The 17,055-nt window shown below is 57.5% G+C and carries 21 protein-coding genes; 13 read left to right on the top strand and 8 right to left on the bottom strand.

Annotation, left to right across the window (positions count from 1 at the left end; genetic code table 11):
* Nucleotides 1–2 precede the first annotated feature (2 nt).
* Nucleotides 3–527, bottom strand: a complete 525-nt coding sequence (locus tag F8N12_RS15525; protein WP_150581217.1) for a DUF4946 domain-containing protein — start codon at nt 525–527, stop codon at nt 3–5.
* A gap of 143 nt (nt 528–670) precedes the next feature.
* On the opposite strand from F8N12_RS15525, the gene gloA reads away from it, so the two are divergent.
* Nucleotides 671–1,192: a lactoylglutathione lyase gene (gene gloA, locus F8N12_RS15520; RefSeq protein ID WP_150581216.1), complete on the top strand. Its 522-nt coding sequence runs from the start codon at nt 671–673 to the stop codon at nt 1,190–1,192.
* A 132-nt stretch (nt 1,193–1,324) separates the two neighbouring features.
* On the opposite strand, the gene ahpF is transcribed toward gloA, so the two are convergent.
* The 3 genes from ahpF to F8N12_RS15505 form a co-directional block, all read right to left on the bottom strand.
* Complete coding sequence (gene ahpF / locus F8N12_RS15515) at nt 1,325–2,890, bottom strand: alkyl hydroperoxide reductase subunit F (RefSeq protein ID WP_150581215.1); 1,566 nt, start codon at nt 2,888–2,890, stop codon at nt 1,325–1,327.
* A gap of 127 nt (nt 2,891–3,017) precedes the next feature.
* On the bottom strand, nt 3,018–3,581 hold the full coding sequence (ahpC, locus tag F8N12_RS15510; protein ID WP_028620043.1) for an alkyl hydroperoxide reductase subunit C: 564 nt from the start codon (nt 3,579–3,581) through the stop codon (nt 3,018–3,020).
* A 137-nt stretch (nt 3,582–3,718) separates the two neighbouring features.
* A complete protein-coding gene (locus F8N12_RS15505) occupies nt 3,719–4,657 on the bottom strand; it encodes a site-specific integrase (RefSeq protein ID WP_150581214.1) in 939 nt (312 codons plus the stop codon).
* A gap of 181 nt (nt 4,658–4,838) precedes the next feature.
* Here F8N12_RS15505 and F8N12_RS15500 point away from each other — a divergent pair, with 181 nt between their 5' ends.
* Nucleotides 4,839–5,849: a DNA-binding protein gene (locus F8N12_RS15500; protein WP_150581213.1), complete on the top strand. Its 1,011-nt coding sequence runs from the start codon at nt 4,839–4,841 to the stop codon at nt 5,847–5,849.
* On the opposite strand, the gene gorA is transcribed toward F8N12_RS15500, so the two are convergent.
* Together gorA and galU are read right to left on the bottom strand one after the other, a co-directional pair.
* On the bottom strand, nt 5,846–7,204 hold the full coding sequence (gene gorA, locus F8N12_RS15495; RefSeq protein ID WP_150581212.1) for a glutathione-disulfide reductase: 1,359 nt from the start codon (nt 7,202–7,204) through the stop codon (nt 5,846–5,848). The genes F8N12_RS15500 and gorA overlap by 4 nt on opposite strands.
* Nucleotides 7,205–7,333: 129 nt before the next feature.
* Entirely contained in the window at nt 7,334–8,173 is an 840-nt protein-coding gene (gene galU, locus F8N12_RS15490; RefSeq protein ID WP_150581211.1) for a UTP--glucose-1-phosphate uridylyltransferase GalU, read from the bottom strand.
* Nucleotides 8,174–8,463: 290 nt separating this feature from the next.
* On the opposite strand from galU, the gene F8N12_RS15485 reads away from it, so the two are divergent.
* Nucleotides 8,464–8,652 carry a hypothetical protein gene (locus F8N12_RS15485; RefSeq protein WP_150581210.1) on the top strand — a complete coding sequence of 63 codons (189 nt, stop codon included), beginning with the start codon at nt 8,464–8,466 and terminating at the stop codon, nt 8,650–8,652.
* 142 nt (nt 8,653–8,794) lie between these two features.
* Nucleotides 8,795–9,076 (top strand): hypothetical protein, encoded by a 282-nt coding sequence (locus F8N12_RS15480; protein ID WP_150581209.1) that lies wholly within the window; start codon nt 8,795–8,797, stop codon nt 9,074–9,076.
* A 12-nt stretch (nt 9,077–9,088) separates the two neighbouring features.
* Here F8N12_RS15480 and F8N12_RS15475 read toward each other — a convergent pair whose 3' ends face one another.
* A complete protein-coding gene (locus tag F8N12_RS15475; RefSeq protein WP_150581208.1) occupies nt 9,089–9,319 on the bottom strand; it encodes a hypothetical protein in 231 nt (76 codons plus the stop codon).
* Nucleotides 9,320–9,390: 71 nt separating this feature from the next.
* Complete coding sequence (locus F8N12_RS15470) at nt 9,391–9,747, bottom strand: hypothetical protein (RefSeq protein WP_150581207.1); 357 nt, start codon at nt 9,745–9,747, stop codon at nt 9,391–9,393.
* 212 nt (nt 9,748–9,959) lie between these two features.
* Between F8N12_RS15470 and F8N12_RS15465 the strand changes: the two genes are divergently transcribed.
* The 9 genes from F8N12_RS15465 (at nt 9,960) to F8N12_RS15425 (ending at nt 17,032) form a co-directional block, all read left to right on the top strand.
* Nucleotides 9,960–10,262: a DUF1883 domain-containing protein gene (locus F8N12_RS15465; RefSeq protein WP_150581206.1), complete on the top strand. Its 303-nt coding sequence runs from the start codon at nt 9,960–9,962 to the stop codon at nt 10,260–10,262.
* Between the two features lie 34 nt (nt 10,263–10,296).
* Nucleotides 10,297–10,467 (top strand): hypothetical protein, encoded by a 171-nt coding sequence (locus F8N12_RS15460; protein ID WP_191623173.1) that lies wholly within the window; start codon nt 10,297–10,299, stop codon nt 10,465–10,467.
* Nucleotides 10,468–10,594: 127 nt separating this feature from the next.
* The gene (locus F8N12_RS15455; RefSeq protein WP_150581204.1) at nt 10,595–11,302 is read left to right on the top strand and encodes a 2OG-Fe(II) oxygenase; all 708 of its coding nucleotides are present in this window, start codon (nt 10,595–10,597) and stop codon (nt 11,300–11,302) included.
* 3 nt (nt 11,303–11,305) lie between these two features.
* Entirely contained in the window at nt 11,306–11,971 is a 666-nt protein-coding gene (gene alkB / locus F8N12_RS15450) for a DNA oxidative demethylase AlkB (RefSeq protein WP_150581203.1), read from the top strand.
* Nucleotides 11,972–12,056: 85 nt separating this feature from the next.
* On the top strand, nt 12,057–13,121 hold the full coding sequence (ada, locus tag F8N12_RS15445; protein WP_150581202.1) for a bifunctional DNA-binding transcriptional regulator/O6-methylguanine-DNA methyltransferase Ada: 1,065 nt from the start codon (nt 12,057–12,059) through the stop codon (nt 13,119–13,121).
* 234 nt (nt 13,122–13,355) lie between these two features.
* Nucleotides 13,356–14,123 (top strand): molybdate ABC transporter substrate-binding protein, encoded by a 768-nt coding sequence (gene modA / locus F8N12_RS15440; RefSeq protein ID WP_150581201.1) that lies wholly within the window; start codon nt 13,356–13,358, stop codon nt 14,121–14,123.
* A complete protein-coding gene (gene modB, locus F8N12_RS15435; protein ID WP_150581200.1) occupies nt 14,124–14,804 on the top strand; it encodes a molybdate ABC transporter permease subunit in 681 nt (226 codons plus the stop codon).
* A 3-nt stretch (nt 14,805–14,807) separates the two neighbouring features.
* Nucleotides 14,808–15,887, top strand: coding sequence for a molybdenum ABC transporter ATP-binding protein (modC, locus tag F8N12_RS15430; protein ID WP_150581199.1), 1,080 nt, complete (start codon nt 14,808–14,810; stop codon nt 15,885–15,887).
* A gap of 74 nt (nt 15,888–15,961) precedes the next feature.
* Nucleotides 15,962–17,032, top strand: coding sequence for a DNA topoisomerase IB (locus F8N12_RS15425; protein ID WP_150581198.1), 1,071 nt, complete (start codon nt 15,962–15,964; stop codon nt 17,030–17,032).
* The last annotated feature ends 23 nt before the right edge of the window (nt 17,033–17,055 follow it).

Raw genomic sequence — 17,055 nt, 5'->3', positions numbered from 1 at the left:
CATTAAAGTTTCAAGCTGTTACGTGTAGCCTCTATTTCGACTTGACTCGCCTTGTAAGCCTCGGCCTGCCCGGCATAGGATAGAACATAAGCTGCATTGGCATTCACTGCCGCGACCAATGTTTGCGAGAGCACATGTCGCCCGTTCTGCGTAATGGTGCAGGTAGTTTCCAGGGCTGCCAGTCGACTCAGGGTGGCCGGGTGAATCTTGTTGCAAACACTCTGATAGCCACTTTTGAAGAAATCCTTCTGCACCGACTTGCGCATCTCCAGCAACACCCCTTGAAGATTCACTTGATGGTCGCTTGCTACCGGCGTCATGGTCAGCTCCATCACAACCACCGGCGTGCCTGACGCGTCGTTCTTGACCGCGCGTTGGCGGGACACTTCGGGCAGGCCGTCATCCTGAGGTACTGCTTCGACTTCCCAGCCGTTTGGCCAATCGATCACCGGCGTGTCGGCATGGGCACACGCGATCCCGGACAACAGACAAGTCAGTGCAAACAGAGTTTGATGGAATCGGATCATTGCGAGGAGCACTCGAGAATTGACCGTCAAAGTCTGAGCCTCGTACGGTGCACAGGCAATAGCTGAGGGTTTGGATTTGGTGATGCTGGCGCCCTTGCGTATCATTGGCGCATCGTCAGCCCCAACTATTTCCCGGAGCGCCCATGAGCCTGCAAGAACTGAACAATGTCCCGGGCGTTACCGCCCAACCTGACACTGCCACCCGGCAATTCGTGTTCAACCACACCATGCTGCGGGTCAAGGACATCACCAAGTCACTGGATTTCTACACCCGCGTGCTCGGTTTTTCTCTAGTGGAAAAACGCGATTTCCCGGAAGCCGAATTCAGCCTGTACTTCCTTGCACTGGTCGATAAAAACCAGATTCCAGCCGACTCAACGGCTCGCACTGAATGGATGAAGTCGATCCCAGGCATTCTCGAGTTGACGCACAACCACGGCACTGAAAACGACGCGGACTTTGCCTACCATAACGGCAACACCGACCCACGCGGATTCGGCCATATTTGCATCTCGGTTCCGGACATCGTTGCTGCATGCGAGCGCTTCGAGGCGCTGGGCTGCGACTTCCAGAAGCGCCTCAATGATGGCCGCATGAAAAGCCTGGCGTTCATCAAGGACCCGGATGCTTACTGGGTCGAGATCATTCAGCCTGCAGCGATGTAATTCCAATCGTATTCTGCGCGCAAGCCTGTGTGCGCAAGGCTTGCTCCTACAGATGCATGCCCCACACACAGGACGCATGACACAAAAAACCCCATGATCGCTCATGGGGTTTTATGTTTTCAGCGCCAGCGTTTATGCCGGGGCCGAGGTCCGGATCAGGTGATCGAATGCGCTCAGGGAAGCTTTTGCACCCTCGCCCACCGCAATCACGATTTGCTTGTACGGCACGGTGGTCACATCGCCGGCGGCAAACACGCCGGGCATCGATGTCTCACCGCGAGCGTCAACAATGATCTCGCCGCGAGGCGACAGCTCGATGGTGCCCTTAAGCCAGTCAGTGTTAGGCAGCAATCCGATCTGTACGAAGATGCCTTCCAGGTTGATCGTAGTGAACTCACCCGAATCGCGATCCTTGTAAACCAGACCGTTGACCTTCTGACCGTCACCTTTCACTTCACTGGTCAACGCACTGGTGATCACGTCAACGTTCGGCAGACTGAACAACTTGCGCTGCAGGACCGCATCCGCACGCAACTTGCTGTCGAACTCCAGCAACGTAACGTGGCTGACAATACCGGCCAGGTCGATTGCAGCTTCAACGCCGGAGTTACCGCCGCCGATCACCGCAACGCGCTTGCCTTTGAACAGCGGACCATCGCAGTGCGGGCAGAAGCACACGCCTTTGGCTTTGTATTGCTGTTCACCCGGCACACCCATTTCGCGCCAGCGAGCACCGGTCGCCAGAATCAGTGACTTGGTTTTCAACGTCGCGCCGCTTTCGAAACGCACTTCGTGCAGCTCGCCGGGATTTTTAGCCGGGATCAGCGCGGTGGCACGCTGCAGATTCATGATGTCGACGTCGTATTGCTTGACGTGTTCTTCCAGCGCGCTGGCCAGTTTCGGTCCTTCGGTTTCCTGCACGGAGATGAAGTTTTCGATGGCCATGGTGTCCAGCACCTGCCCGCCAAAACGCTCAGCCGCAACGCCGGTGCGAATGCCTTTACGCGCTGCATAGATGGCTGCCGAGGCACCTGCCGGACCACCGCCAACCACGAGCACATCAAAAGCTTCTTTGGCGCTGATTTTCTCGGCCTGACGTTCGATGCCGCTGGTGTCGATCCTGGCGAGAATTTCTTCCAGGCCCATACGGCCCTGGCCAAAGTTGACGCCATTGAGGTAAATACTTGGCACCGCCATGACCTGGCGCTCGTCTACTTCAGCCTGGAACAGCGCACCGTCAATGGCGACGTGGCGGATGTTCGGGTTGAGCACGGCCATCAGGTTCAGCGCCTGGACCACGTCCGGGCAATTCTGGCAGGACAGCGAGAAGTAGGTCTCGAAGCTGAACTCGCCTTTGAGCGAGCGAATCTGCTCGATCACTTCGGCACTGGCTTTCGATGGGTGGCCGCCAACTTGCAGCAAGGCCAGCACCAGCGAAGTGAATTCGTGACCCATCGGGATGCCGGCGAAACGCAGGCTGATATCGGCACCGGGGCGATTGATCGAGAACGATGGCTTACGATTATCGTCACCGTCATCGAGCAAAGTAATTTGAGTGGAAAGACTGGCAACGTCTTTCAGCAGTTCGAGCATTTCCCGGGATTTCGCACCGTCGTCGAGTGAGGCAACGATCTCGATCGGTTGGGTGACCCGTTCCAGGTACGATTTCAACTGGGCTTTAAGAGTGGCGTCCAACATACGGGCGATTTCCTTTTGACATAGACATAAAAAAACGCCCGAGCGAATCTCGCCCGGGCGTTTTTTGAGGGCGGTGCAGCTTACTTAGTAGGTGCGGAGTTCCGCCCTGATGCAGCGTGTCACAGACTTAGATCTTGCCGACCAGGTCCAGGGACGGAGCCAGAGTGGCCTCGCCCTCTTTCCACTTGGCTGGGCAGACCTGGCCTGGGTGAGCAGCGACGTACTGAGCAGCCTTGATTTTGCGCAGCAGCTCGGAAGCGTCACGGCCAACGCCGCCATCGTTCAGTTCAACGATTTTGACCTGACCTTCAGGGTTGATCACGAAAGTGCCACGGTCAGCCAGACCAGCTTCTTCGATCAGAACGTCGAAGTTGCGGGAGATGACGTGGGTCGGGTCGCCGATCATGGTGTACTGGATTTTGCCGATGGCTGGCGAAGTGTTGTGCCAGGCAGCGTGGGCAAAGTGGGTATCGGTAGAAACGCTGTAGATTTCGACGCCCAGTTTTTCGAACTCGGCGTAGTTGTCAGCCAGGTCTTCCAGTTCAGTCGGGCAAACGAAAGTGAAGTCGGCTGGGTAGAAGAACACGACAGACCATTTGCCTTTCAGGTCAGCGTCGGAGACTTTCACGAAGTCGCCGTTTTTGAAGGCGTCGGCTTTGAACGGTTTAACTTGGCTGTTGATGATAGGCATCAGTGACTCTCCGTCAGGGGTTAAGAACTTGATGGAGTGAACTCTACCGACTCGGTGGACGAATGGCTCATTGGCAAACTTGATGCTGCTGATGGGTTTTCGCTATTGCGGAGCATATTAATAGAAGAAAAGCGTCTCTAGCCTGGCATGACCTTTTCCCCCACCCGCGCCATGCCAAGGAATGGACTCGCTTCGATGTAGCGCATCGCCGACTTAAGGTCCTTCCAGCCGACATAGCTCATCAACGATTTGAGGTCCCAGCCGCTCTGATGAGCCCAACTGGCAAATCCCCGTCGCAAGGAGTGACTGGTGTAATGCTCGGCGGCGATGCCGGCACGCTCCAGTGCGTTGCGCAGTAACGGGATGATGCTGTTGGCGTGCAACCCCTCCTCGCTCAAATTGCCCCAACGATCGATACCGCGAAACACCGGCCCGCGAACCAACGCTGCTTCGCTAATCCAGGCGCAATATGCCTGCACCGGGCATAACCGTTGCAGCGCCGGGGTCTGGTAAGTCTTGCCGAGGTTTTCGCGATCACTCTTGCTGCGCGGAAGGTACAGCGTGATGCCCGAACCATCGACCGCGCGCACATGCTCGATGTGCACGCGGCACAGCTCGTCGCTGCGGAAACCACGCCAGAAGCCTAACAGGATCAGGGCCGTGTCACGCCGGGCGCGCAGGAGTGCTGGCTGATCGTTTTTGGATCTTGCAACTTCGGCTTCCAGCGCCAGCGCGGCCACTACCTGCTCCAGATGCTGGAGCTGCAATGGTTCGGCCTGCTTTTCCTGCGCCGGGTGCAGCGCGCGAATGCCTTTGAACACCTTGCGCACCACAGGCGCCTTGGTCGGGTCGGCAAAGCCCTGGCTGCTGTGCCATTGAGCCAGCGCTGACAGACGCAACTTCAAGGTGTTTATCGACAGCTCTGCTGCATACGCAACCAGGTAACGCGCAACGCTGTCGGCGGTGGCCGGGAGAAAACCGCCCCATGTCACTTCGAAGTGTTCAATCGCCGCACGATAACTGCGCCGCGTGTTATCGCGCGTGGCGGCTTGCAGATACCGATCCAGATCGCTCATGAAATTGGCCTTGTGAAGTTCGTGTACATGCAGCACAGCATTCGGAGGCCGATTAACAGCCTCACCTTGGGTAATACCAGTATATCCCGTATTAGAAACATAGATATTTTTTGAATTCTCAGCGCATGGTACAGTGCAGTTTTAGTGGTACATACCACAGTACGGAATCGAAGGAGAGCACATGGCTCGCGGCGGTATCAACAAAGCAGTGGTTCAAACAGCGCGGTCGGCAATTCTGGCCCGAGGCGAACACCCGAGCATCGACGCGGTACGAATCGAGATGGGAAATACCGGCTCCAAGACCACCATTCATCGTTACTTGAAGGAGCTGGACGACGGTGTAGAACCCGACGCGCCCTCCTCCGAACCCCTGGATGACGAGCTGGCGGCACTTGTTGCGCGCCTTGCCCAGCGCCTCAAAGAGCAGGCCCAGGAACCAATCGATCAGGCGCGCGAACAGTTCGAGCAGCAACGTAAACACCTCGCCAGCCAGCTGACAGATGCGCAGGAGGCAAATGAGGAGTTGCAGCAGCAATACGAACTGCAAACCCTGGCACTGACCCAGGAATCCGACACGCTGCAAGACACCCTCTCGCTGCTGCAAAGCGAGCAGACGCGCAACGCCGGGTTGAACCAGGCGCTGGCGGATTTCGAATTACGCTTGCAGGACAAAGACGAGCAGATCCGCTCGCTGGAAGAAAAGCATCTGCACGCCCGCGATGCGCTGGAGCACTATCGCAACGCGGTCAAAGAACAACGTGAACAGGAGCAACGCCGCCACGAGGGCCAAGTGCAGCAGATTCAGATGGAGTTGCGTCAGGCCCAGCAAAGCGCGCTGATCAAGCAGGACGAGATCACCCAGCTGCACCGCGACAACGAGCGCCTGCTGACCGAGAACCGCGGCACGTTGCGCGAACTGAGCCTGATGCAGGAGCAACTCAAGCAAACGCATACCCGCCAGGATCAATTGCTGGAACAGGTCAACCGCATCGACGGCGAGCGCACCCTCCTCCAGGAACGCTTGCGCGCGGCGATGCTGGAAAGCCAGTCGCTCAAGCAAAACGTCGAGGAGCAGTCGCAGATCAATAAAACGCTGGAGGTCACGTTACTCAAGACTCAGGCGAGCCTCGATGAAAGCGTGCGCCTGGCCGCTGTCGTTGCGACAGCGGCAGACGCCGCCAAGGACGATTAACCGGCGACAGGCGTGCGCATCGTCACGAACTCTTCGGCCGACGTCGGATGCACGCCGATGGTGTCGTCGAAGTCGCGCTTGGTCGCGCCTGCCTTCAGAGCGATGGCCAGACCCTGAACGATTTCGCCGGCATCCGGCCCGACCATATGACAGCCCAGCACCTTGTCGCTTTTGCCGTCGACCACGAGCTTCATCAACGTGCGCTCCTGGCAATCGGTCAGGGTCAGCTTCATCGGACGGAAGCGGCTCTCGAAGATCACCACATCATGGCCGGCTTCGCGCGCCTCTTCCTCGGTCAGACCGACAGTGCCAATGCTTGGCTGACTGAACACCGCTGTCGCGATCATCTTGTAATCGACTGGCCGATATTGCTCAGGCTTGAACAAGCGACGCGCCACGGCCATGCCTTCGGCCAGCGCAACAGGCGTGAGCTGTACGCGACCAATCACATCGCCCAAAGCCAGAATCGACGGCTCGGCGGTCTGATACTGCTCGTCAACTTCGATGAAGCCTTTCTTGTCGAGTTTGACGCCGGTGTTTTCCAGCCCGAGGTTGTCCAGCATCGGGCGCCGCCCGGTGGCGTAGAACACACAATCGGCTTCCAGCGCACGACCGTCCTTCAGCGTCGCTTTCAGACTGCCATCGGCGAGTTTTTCAATGCGCTCGATGTCGGCGTTGAATTGCAGGTCCATGCCGCTCTTGGTGAGTTCTTCCTGCAGATGCTTGCGCACCGCACCGTCGAAACCGCGCAGGAACAGATCGCCGCGATAGAGCAGCGTCGTCCTGGCGCCAAGGCCGTGGAAAATCCCGGCGAACTCGACTGCGATATAGCCACCACCGACGACCAGCACTCGCTTGGGCAGCTCTTTGAGGAAAAACGCCTGATTGGAACTGATCGCCAGTTCGTGCCCGGGAAACTCCGGAATCTGCGGCCAGCCGCCGACGGCGACCAGAATGTGTTTAGCGCTGTAGCGCTCGCCATTGATCTCGACCGTATGCGGATCTACGATCTTGGCGTGGCCTTCGTGCAGCGTGACGCCACTGTTGACCAGCAGATTGCGGTAGATGCCGTTAAGGCGATTGATCTCTCGATCCTTGTTTGCAATCAGTGTTGCCCAATCAAATTGCGCCTCGCCCAACGTCCAGCCGAAGCCGGCAGACTGCTCGAAATCTTCGGCGAAGTGCGCGCCGTAGACCAGCAATTTCTTCGGCACGCAGCCGACATTCACACAGGTACCGCCCAGATAACGGCTCTCGGCCACGGCCACTTTCGCGCCGAACCCCGCTGCAAACCGCGCAGCCCGCACACCACCGGAACCGGCGCCTATTACATAAAGGTCAAAATCGTAAGCCATCTTGGATCTCCTCGGCAGGCCAACAGCATACCTGCAGCCGTTGGTTGGGCAAGCGCCGCGAGTTATGTAGGGGCGGAAAACGAAAAAACCACCCGAAGGTGGCTTTTTAGTAACGACAAGTCAACGCTATCAGTAAGCCTTGCCAGTCTTGTAGAAGTTCTCAAAGCAGAAGTTGGTTGCTTCGATGTAGCCTTCAGCGCCGCCGCAGTCAAAGCGCTTGCCTTTGAATTTGTAGGCAATCACGCAGCCGTTTTTAGCCTGCTTCATCAGGGCGTCGGTGATCTGGATCTCGCCGCCTTTGCCTGGCTCGGTTTGTTTGATCAGGTCAAAAATGTCCGGGGTCAGAATGTAGCGACCGATGATCGCCAGGTTCGACGGGGCATCTTCCGGCGCCGGCTTTTCAACCATGTTGCGCACGCGGTACAGGTCATCGGCAATCAGCTCGCCGGCGATCACGCCGTACTTGTTGGTTTCCATCGGATCCACTTCCTGGATCGCGACGATGGTGCAACGGTACTGTTCGTACAGTTTGACCATCTGGGTCAGCACGCCGTCGCCTTCAAGGTTGACGCACAAGTCGTCTGCCAGCACGACCGCGAAGGGTTCGTCGCCGATCAACGGGCGACCGGTCAGGATTGCGTGGCCCAGGCCTTTCATTTCGGTCTGGCGGGTGTAGGAGAACGAGCACTCGTCCAGCAACTTGCGGATGCCGACCAGGTATTTTTCCTTGTCAGTGCCTTTGATCTGGTTTTCAAGTTCGTAGCTGATGTCGAAATGGTCTTCCAGGGCACGCTTGCCACGACCGGTAACGATAGAGATCTCGGTCAGTCCGGCGTCCAGCGCTTCTTCAACCCCGTACTGGATCAGTGGCTTGTTTACCACCGGCAGCATTTCTTTGGGCATGGCTTTAGTCGCTGGCAGGAAGCGAGTACCGTAACCGGCTGCTGGGAACAAGCATTTCTTGATCATATGAGTCCTTGAAAGGGCTGTGTGTACGAGTTTCGGCGCAGTCTAATCAGGCGGCGTGCACCTTACAATGCCCCGCACTGGCTAACCGATGCCATCATAGAGAAATATTCAGGCTGATAGTTCCGCATATAGTTCCGCATCACTTTCGCCGTCTCTTATAGATAGCAGAGATTCCAGCCTGCACCGGCGGTTTCACGAAGAATGCATCCGCACCACCATACGCGCATCAACACCGGTTGCGCGCATTTGGCGCTATCATTGCGCAATTGAACCAGCCAACGAGGCAGATGATGTCGGAAGCAAAAAGCGTCAATGGGTTCCTGATCAATCAGGCAAAAGATGGGCAGTGGTGGGTGGCGGGCGTTAGCGGTGAAGATATTGCCGGGCCGTTCCCGACCGAGGCACTGGCCATTGAGGTGGCCTCCGTCCTGGAGCTGGAACACCCTGCGCCCAAACGGCGCGGCAAGGACAAGTCCTGATTCCGCATTGCCCTGCACCATCAAGCCCTGCCCCGCGCAGGGCTTTTTTACGAAATTCCGAAACGAAGTGGCCTTTCGCTATAACCTTTTGACAGCAGCGCTGTCACAGGCTTAGCCCATCAACATTGACGACGACCACAACATGACTAAATTTTTGCCACTGTTTGCAATACTGGCCCTGAGCGGCTGTGCAACTTCTGAAAAGACTTACCTGGACAATGGCCAAACCGGCCTGACCATCGACTGCTCCGGCGAAGCCAATTCCTGGGCGGCCTGCTATGAGAAAGCCGACGCATCATGCGCCGGCACGGGTTACCGCATCGTCGGCACCGATGGAACGCCATCCACCAAGGAAAGCGAAAAGACCCTGGGTGTCGATGTCGGCAACTACAAAAACCGCAGCGTCGTGGTGGTCTGCAAGTAGGGCGCCCTCACCCTACATGTGAATTTCGGCGAATTTGATTCCGAGGCCGCGCACCGTCTCGATCAAATCGTCGAGACGCCCGAAGGATTCGACCTCATCGTTGTCGTCGACCAGAAAAAAACTGCGCCCTGCGCTCTTCTTGAAGAATACGATCCATTCTTCCGGCGTTGCCGGATTCTGGATCACATGAGTTGCGCAGACGTGCCCTTGCACATGTTGCTCCCGTACCTGTTCTCGCTTCATGTCGACTCCAGAAATGACAATGCCGCCAAAGCGTGACTTTGACGGCATCAATGTTGATCGTGAACAGTTTATCAGCCAGAGATGCACGCAGTCGCCGCGTTGGGTACATCCTTGGGCCGGAACGGTACATTGGAGATCCGCTCGTGCAGCTTGATGCCGCTGCCTCCGGAACGTTCTTCGATATCAAACACCGCAGCGGGGCTCGACGAAAACTTCTGCGGCACGATGACCCGCACGCCATCCTTATGCGATTCAACCTGCAAAGCACCGCGGCTACCGGCCAGTTTCTCGCTCAAGCACTGCGCGTACTCATGGGGCTTCTTGCCCGAAATGACGTTCATGGTCGGCAGCGTTTCGTTGATCTCCGTGACGCTCGCGCAGCCACTCATCAGTAACGCCATCGGCAAGGCCCAGGCACCCCTCATCATAGAAAACCTCCGATAAACACCCTCCGACAGCAACAACGCTGGTTTTCTCCGAGGCTCACTGCTTTTATCGCTCATAGAATTCCGAATATCTGTTTTTAATTGTCAACGCGAGACACGACGGCAGGATAATAACCTGTTCGGGCTGATAAACTGCGCCAATCGCCCATGCTATCGTTTTGATTTTGTAGAAAAAGCCCTTCTGGAGGCGCCTCATGAAATTTATTCACCAGCGCGAGCACCTCAACGAGGACGACATCGTCGTCATTCAGTGCTCACAAACCTGCAACATCCGCTTGATGAACGACGCCAACTTCCGCAGTTTCAAAAACGGTGGCCGCCATACTTATCATGGCGGAGCGTTCGACACCTTCCCGGCGCGAATTACTGCACCGAGTACCGGTTTTTGGAACATCACCATCGACACGGTCAATCGCCGGCCGATCAGCGTGACCCGCAAGCCAACGCTGACCCACTCGATCAAGATCATCCGCCGCTCAACCACTAAACTGAGCTGAGTGCTATCCGATGACAACGCAAACAGGAATGACCGTGGCCCATACGACCAAATACGTCATCAAATACAAACTCAACGGCGAGCGCCGCTTCGAATTTGCCCAGCTTGAAAACGGTACTGAAGAAGAAGCCAAAGTCGTACTGGACGTAATCCACGGTCAGTCCGAAGACGTCATCAGCGAGATCAGTGTGAGCAAGGCGCTGTAACCGACACGGGTTTCCAGTGGACAGGATGTCCCGCCTCTGCCCCTGTTTGACCGCAAGTGCCGGAGTTCGAATACCCATTCAACATCCCAGACTGACGACTTCATCCAAAGGATTCAGGAGTCGGTAAATGTTTGATGCGCGTTCACTTGAAGCAATCGATTGGGCAGAAGTTGAACATCAGCTCGATCAGGATGGCTGCGCCATTATCAGGTGTCTGCTAAGTGCCGGGGATTGCAGTGCGGTCCGCTCGCTCTACCCGCAATCCGCCCGCTTTCGCTCGCGAGTGATCATGGCCCGACACGGATTTGGTCGCGGCGAGTACCAGTATTTCAGCTATCCGCTACCGCAGCTGGTCGCCGAATTGCGCAGCGCGCTTTACCCTCGGCTGGTGCCTATCGCCAACCGCTGGCACGAGCACATGAATTTGCCGGGCTGTTTTCCTCAAGCACACGAGGCATTTATTCATCGTTGCCATGCCGCCGGTCAGGCACGACCCACGCCGCTGTTGCTGCAATACGGTCCGCAGGATTACAACTGCCTGCACCAGGATGTGTACGGCGAGCAGGTATTTCCGTTGCAGGTGGCGATTCTCCTTTCTGCACCAGATGAAGACTTCACCGGCGGAGAATTCGTTCTAACCGAACAACGGCCACGCATGCAGTCGCGCCCCCAAGTGATCGACCTGAAGCGTGGCGATGCCTTGATCTTCGCTGTCAATCAACGACCTGTTCAAGGTGTTCGCGGCTACTATCGGGTGACGATGCGGCATGGCGTCAGTCGCCTGCACAGCGGTAAACGTCATACATTAGGAATCATTTTTCACGATGCGTTATGAACCATGACATCGACCACTTTCGACCTTTTTGCGGATGCCGAGCCTGAGCAACCGCCACGGCATGAAAAAATTGGCGAGCAGTCCTACGTTCTGCGCGGGTTTGCCCTGCCGTGGCTGGAACGCCTTCTGCCTGCGTTGGAAACAGTTCTGACAGGCGCGCCTTTTCGCCAAATGATCACTCCGGGTGGTTTCACCATGTCTGCGGCGATGAGCAGTTGCGGCACCTGGGGATGGACTACCGACCGCAGTGGCTATCGTTATTCCCGTGAAGATCCGCAGACGGGCCTAGCCTGGCCGCCCATGCCAGAGGTGTTCATGCAGTTGGCTCAAGCCGCGGCACGTGAAGGCGGTTTCAGCGATTTCCTGCCGGATGCCTGCCTGATCAATCGTTATGTTCCTGGCGCAAAAATGTCTTTGCATCAGGACAAGGACGAAACTTCCTACGCTGCGCCCATCGTTTCCGTATCACTGGGCCTGCCGGCGATGTTCCTGTTTGGCGGTTTTGAGCGCAGCGATAAAACGCAGCGGGTGCCATTGTTGCATGGCGACATCGTGGTCTGGGGCGGCGTTGATCGCCTGCGCTATCACGGCGTATTGCCGATCAAGCCAGGTCATCATCCACGCTTGGGCGAGCAACGTATCAACTTCACTTTTCGCACGGCGCGATGATGGATGAGTTTGACCGCAAGACTTGGAGTGCGGCGAGTTGGCCGGCTGATTAATCTGGATCAAACAGGTCAACGGACATAAAGCCATGACACGCCAAACCACACCCATCGCCACTGAAAATGATCCACGCTGGGCCGCCGTCGTCGCCCGCGATCCTCGTGCGGACGAACAGTTTGTGTACGCGGTGAAAACCACCGGTGTTTACTGTCGCCCCAGCAGCCTGGCGCGTTTGCCGAATCCGCGCAACGTCGAGTTTTTCGATACGCCAGAGAAAGCGCAGGCCGCGGGTTATCGTCCAAGCAAACGCGCGGCAAAGGACCAGAGTGAGATTGCCGCGCAGCACGCCGCGACCGTTGCCGCTGCCTGTCGCCAGATCGAACAGGCCGAGAATCTACCGACCCTCGGTGAATTGTCGGCTGCGGCAGGTTTGAGCAGTTTTCATTTTCATCGCGTTTTCAAAGCTACGACCGGATTGACGCCCAGGGGCTACGCCACAGCGCATCGCTCGCGCAAGGTGCGCGAACATTTGAGTGACGGTGGCTCGATCACCGACGCCTTGTACGAAGCCGGTTTCAATTCCAACAGCCGGTTCTATGAAACAGCGGATCACCTGCTGGGCATGAAGCCGGGCGATTACCGTGCCGAAGGCCAAAACACCGAAATTCGTTTCGCCGTTGGCCAGTGTTCGTTGGGCGCTATCCTCGTTGCGCAAAGTACTCGCGGGGTATGCGCGATCTTGCTGGGTGATGACCCGCAACAACTGGTGTGCGATCTGCAGGACAAGTTTCGCCGGGCGACACTGGTGGGCGCCGATCAGGATTTCGAGCAGTTGATCGCGCGCGTGGTCGGCTTTATCGAGACGCCCGCGCTCGGTCTCGATTTGCCGCTGGACGTACGCGGCACGGCGTTTCAAGAGCGTGTCTGGCAGGCGCTGCGGGAAATTCCGCTGGGGAGCACCGCCAGCTACGCCGACATCGCCTTGCGCATCGGTTCGCCGAAAGCGGTGCGTGCCGTTGCTCAAGCCTGCGGCGCGAATAGCCTGGCCGTGGCGATCCCCTGTCACCGAGTGGTGCGCAGCGACGGCAACCTTTCGGGATACCGTTGGGGTGTCGAGCGCAAACGGTTGCTGCTGGACCGCGAGTCGCAATAATCCAAGGGAAGCGCTCCCCCAACGACCGCCCCCTGTATCAGCTGCCAAACGCTGCGTTGTAGCAGCTGCCGAAGGCTGCGTCCGGCTACGCAACAGTCGCAGAATCCGCTGAGCCGGACGCAGCCTTCGGCAGCTGCTACAGGTGTGCGTCTAAATCCGCGTTCCTTTCTGGAAATATTCGCTATATATTCCGCTATACAGCGAACTATTCAATTCCCGATTCGGAGCCGTTTCATGATCGCGCGCGCCACACGCTTCGCCCCACCATGCCTGGCAGGCCTGATTGCTGTGTTTGCCATCGGCACTGCTCACGCAGACGAAGTCCAGGTCGCCGTCGCAGCTAATTTCACTGCGCCGATCCAGGCTATCGCGGCAGAGTTCGAAAAAGACACCGGGCACAAACTGATCACCTCCTTTGGCGCAACCGGTCAGTTCTATACCCAGATCAAGAACGGCGCGCCGTTCGAAGTGTTTCTCGCCGCCGACGACAACACCGTGCAAAAACTCGAAACCGAGGGCGACACGGTCAAGGGATCACGCTTCACCTACGCCACCGGCACCCTTGCGCTGTGGTCAGCCAAGGACGATTACGTCGATGCCAAAGGCAGAGTCCTGAGCGATAACCAGTACCAGCACCTTTCCATCGCCAATCCGAAAGCCGCGCCATATGGTCTGGCCGCCACGCAAGTGCTGGCAAAATTGGGCCTGACCGACAAGGTCAAAGCCAAGCTGGTCGAAGGCCAAAGCATCTCTCAGGCTTATCAGTTCGTTTCCACCGGCAACGCGCAACTGGGCTTTGTTGCCTTGTCGCAGATCTACAAAGACGGCAAAGTTACGGGTGGCTCGGCGTGGATTGTTCCTGCCGACATGCACGATCCGATCAAGCAAGATGCGGTGATCCTCAACAAAGGCAAAGACAACCCGGCCGCCAGGGCGTTGGTGGATTACCTCAAGGGGCCGAAGGCTGCGGCGGTTATCAAGTCCTACGGCTACCAACTCTAAATGACCTTGTCGAGTGCCGATTTTTCCGCCATCTGGCTGACCTTCAAACTGGCCTCCCTGACGACGGTCATCCTGCTGATCATCGGCACACCGATTGCCCTGTGGCTCTCGCGCACCCGGTCGTGGTTGCGCGGTCCGGTCGGGGCGATAGTCGCCCTGCCCTTGGTCTTGCCGCCGACTGTGATCGGTTTTTATCTGTTACTTGCATTGGGCCCGAACGGGTTCGTCGGTCAGCTCACGCAGGCGCTGGGCCTGGGCACGCTGACCTTCAGCTTTACCGGGCTGGTAATTGGTTCAGTGATCTACTCGATGCCCTTCGTGGTCCAGCCGCTGCAGAACGCGTTTTCCGCTATCGGCACTCGCCCTCTGGAAGTGGCAGCAACCTTGCGCGCCAATCCCTGGGATACGTTTTTCAGCGTCATCCTGCCACTCGCCCGTCCGGGTTTTATCACTGCTGCCATCCTCGGATTCGCGCATACCGTGGGCGAATTCGGCGTAGTGCTGATGATCGGCGGCAACATCCCCGACAAAACCCGCGTGGTGTCGGTGCAGATCTATGATCACGTCGAAGCCATGGAATACGCTCAGGCTCACTGGCTGGCCGGCGCGATGCTGGTGTTTTCGTTTGTCGTGCTACTGGCGCTCTACTCCAGTCGTAAAACCAAAACAGGCTGGAGCTGATCGATGATTCATATGCGCCTTGATGTGGATTACTCACCGTTCGCTCTGAACGTGGACCTGCAATTGCCCGGCCGTGGAGTGACGGCGCTTTACGGCCATTCCGGCTCTGGAAAAACCACCTGCCTGCGCTGCATCGCCGGACTCGAACGTGCCGAACGCGCGTTCATTCAGGTCAATGGCGAGGTCTGGCAGGACAGCGACAACACTGTTTTCGTCCCACCTCACAAGCGCGCTGTGGGTTACGTGTTTCAAGAAGCGAGTCTTTTCCCGCATCTTTCTGTGCAGGCCAATCTGGCGTTCGGTTTCAAACGGGTTCCCAAACAGCTCCGCCGGGTGGACATGGCGCATGCCACCGACTTGTTGGGAATCGGCCACTTGTTGCACCGATATCCGCACAATCTCTCGGGCGGGGAGCGCCAGCGTATCGGCATTGCCCGCGCGCTACTCACCAGCCCTGAACTGCTGTTGATGGATGAACCATTGGCCGCGCTGGACACTCAGCGCAAAAGTGAAATCCTGCCGTATCTCCAACGCCTGCACGATGAGCTCGACATCCCGGTGCTGTACGTCAGTCATTCCCAGGATGAAGTGGCGCGACTGGCCGATCACATTGTGCTGCTGAGCGACGGCAAAGCGCTGGCCAGCGGTCCCATCGGCGAAACCCTGGCACGGCTGGACTTGCCATTGGCGATGGGCGATGACGCGGGTGTGGTCATCGAGGGTCACGTCAGTGACTACGACATCGATTACCAGTTGCTTACATTGCAACTGCCCGACACGGCGCTGAACATTCGCGTTGCGCACACGCCGATGCACATTGGGCAGACGCTACGGTGCAAGGTCCAGGCGCGTGATATCAGCCTCAGCCTGCAAAGTGTCGAGCACAGCAGCATCCTCAATCGCCTGCCGGTGACGGTGATCAGCGAACTGGCCGCCGACAATAGCGCCCATGTGCTGATTCGACTGGAGGCGGCGGGCACACCGCTGCTGGCACGAATCACCCGTTACTCTCGTGATCAATTGAATGTGCACGCCGGCCAGCAGCTCTGGGCACAGATCAAAGCGGTGGCGGTGCTGGCGTAAATTCGCTGGCACGACTGCAAGGGCGTGCGGTCAATGGCTTATCGGCCCTCTGATCTTCGCCTAGGATTACCGCCATGCCCGATTCCGCACTACTCGACGGGCTTCCGCCCGACCTGCATTACGTTGACGACACGTTGCCCGGCATCACCCGCAAGAAATTGCGCGGCAAGTTCTGCTACTTCGATCCTAGCGGTCAACGCATTAAGGACGCCGACGAAGTTAAACGCATCAATGCCCTCGCTGTGCCACCGGCCTATACCGATGTGTGGATCTGCGCCGACCCTCGCGGCCACCTGCAGGCTACGGGGCGCGACGCTCGCGGCCGCAAGCAATACCGTTACCATGCGCGTTGGCGCGAAGTGCGCGATGCCGACAAATACTCGCGCCTATACCAGTTCGGGCTGGCATTGCCAAAATTGCGCAAGCAACTCGAAGCGCTGCTGGAAGCGCCGGGCTTCAGCCGCGATAAAGTCATGGCCACGGTGATTACCTTGCTCGATGCGACACTGATCCGCGTGGGCAACACGCAGTACGCCCGGGACAATCGCTCGTATGGGCTGACAACGTTGCGCGACCGTCACGTCGAAATCAACGGCAGCGCGATCCGCTTCCAGTTTCGCGGCAAGAGCGGCGTCGAGCACGAAATCACGGTTAAAGACCGACGTCTGGCTCGGATCGTCAAACGTTGCCAGGACATTCCGGGACAGAACCTGTTTCAGTATCTGGATGAGAATGGCGAACGCCACACGGTCAGCTCTTCCGATGTAAATGCCTATCTGCAAACACTGACCGGGGCAGATTTCACCGCCAAGGATTACCGCACCTGGGCCGGCAGTGCACTGGCCTTATCGGTATTGCGCAAATTGCAGTGGCAACCGGAAACGGATGCCAAGCGGCATGTGGTGGAAATGGTGAAGAGCGTTTCGCAGCAGTTGGGCAATACCCCCGCCGTCTGCCGCAAATGTTATATCCACCCTGCCGTAATGGACGGATTTCTCGCCGGAGCCTTGGAGCAGTTACCACGTCCGAGAGTACGCAAAGGGCTCAAGGCCGAAGAAGTGGCCCTGGCGATGTTTCTGGAGAAAGCCATGGAATCGGCCGAGGCAGTGGAAGTGCTGCGTTCCGCCGCCGAACCGACGAGTTGATCCCTGCATTTTTTGCACGACGG

Source organism: Pseudomonas fluorescens, assembly GCF_902497625.1.
GTDB lineage: Bacteria > Pseudomonadota > Gammaproteobacteria > Pseudomonadales > Pseudomonadaceae > Aquipseudomonas > Aquipseudomonas fluorescens_BQ.
Note: the sequence above shows the minus strand (reverse complement) of the source record. Positions and strands in the feature narration are given on the sequence as shown.